At 68.7% G+C, this 1,608-nt stretch carries 1 protein-coding gene; it reads right to left on the reverse strand.

What is annotated here, in order from left to right:
* Positions 1–128: 128 nt before the first annotated feature.
* On the reverse strand, positions 129–1,313 hold the full coding sequence (locus DDE18_RS22435) for an IS110 family RNA-guided transposase (RefSeq protein WP_211754719.1): 1,185 nt from the start codon (positions 1,311–1,313) through the stop codon (positions 129–131).
* Positions 1,314–1,608: the final 295 nt, after the last annotated feature.

The following is a 1,608-nucleotide window of genomic DNA, read 5'->3' on the forward strand; positions in this document are numbered from 1 at the left end:
AGTGGGCCCCTATGTTGCAAGGGGTCTGTGCCGGCCTATTGGAGTTAGCCTGTGTGGCAGGTGGGTGCGGGCGAACGCTTGAGCGAAGAGCGGGCTCGAGGCTGGAAGGTCCGTCACGCCGCTGGCTGCTAGGCCGTTAGTCGTGCCTCTTGTGCGTCGGCCGCATCCACCGCCGCTTGGCTCACCACGGGACTCACGGGCGGGCTGTTCGTGTCCGTTGCTGCGGCCGTGGCGTCGGTGAGCATGGTGCGGTAGACGAGGTCGGAGAGTCGTCGTTTGAGGCTGCGGAGTGCTTCGCGGCTGGTCTTCCCGGCGGCGCGTTTGCGGTGGTAGTAGGCGCGGCCCTCGGTGTCGGCGCCGATCTGGGTGATCGCGATCGTGTAGAGCGCCTTGTTGAGCTGTCGGTTGCCTCCGGGGTTGTAGCGGTGGCGCACGGTGCGCCCCGAGGAGGCCGGGATGGGTGCGGTGCCGTTGGCGGCGGCGAACGCGTCCCGGGTGGGGTAGCGGCGGGCGTCGACGACTTCGGCCAGGAGCCGGGCCGCGACAATCGGGCCGATGCCATGGATGTCGGTGAGCGTGCTGCCAGCGTCCTCGACGAGGCCGGCGATCTGGCGTTTGAGGGCGGCGGCCTCGGCATCGATGGCGATCACGCGCTCGAGCCGTCGACGGGTCAGGTCGGCCCGGACCAGGTGAGTGCCAGTTCCTGGTGAGCCGTCGTGTGGGGTGTCGAGGGTGGTGAGGAGGTCGAGGACCTGGCGGACGCGGGCGCGGCTGGTGAGGTTGGGGATCTGGTGTTGGTAGCCGGGGACCAGCCCGGTGAGGTCCGCGTGGGCGCGGTTGGCCAGGGCGGTGCGTTCGAGCAGCAGGTCCTCGCGGTAGTCCAGGAGGGCCCGTAGGTCGGCGGCCGGGCCAACGGTGAGCCGCACCGGTGGCAGGTGGGGTTCGCGGGCGGTCACGCGGGCAACGGCAAGCGCGTCGACCGGGTCGGTCTTGCCCTTGAGCTGCGCGCGACGTTCGCGGCTGGTCATCAAGGTCGGGACCTCGACCACGCCCAGGTCCGGGCGCACTTCCTGGCTGTTGGCGGGGGAGTGGTTGGCCTGCCAGGCCAGGGTGAGGTGGACCGCGACGGCGCGTCCAAAGCTGCCGGACCCCTCGATGCCGACCCGTTCCACGCGGTGATGTTCGAGCAGGGCTACCAGCTGGGCGAACCCGCGTTCGGTGTTGGGGACCTCGCGGTCGGCGACCGGTCGACCGTGGGAGTCGATCACCGCGACTGCGAGCGTGTCCTTGTGTGTGTCAATGCCAGCGAACAACCCATCACCTCATCGTGTCGGTGGTGCAGCGGATACAACCCGCAGGACCGGCGATGCGCATGCATTCACTGAGACCCAGGCTCGTGGCTGTCGGTTGATGAGCAAGTGGTTCTCATGCCCCTATTGAGCGTCTACGCCGGCCGCTGGCCACCACCGGGAGGCAGCCACTGTCCAAGCCTCACCACCGGTTGAAGCGGTGGTGGGCAGCATGAGGTTGAGCCTTCCCGATGGTGACGCGGTCCGTCCGCTTTCGTGCGGACGTAACCACAGTGTCCGTGAATGCATGAGGTGCGAG

Origin of the sequence: Nocardioides gansuensis, assembly GCF_003076135.1 — a bacterium.
In the GTDB taxonomy this organism is placed as follows: domain Bacteria; phylum Actinomycetota; class Actinomycetes; order Propionibacteriales; family Nocardioidaceae; genus Nocardioides; species Nocardioides gansuensis.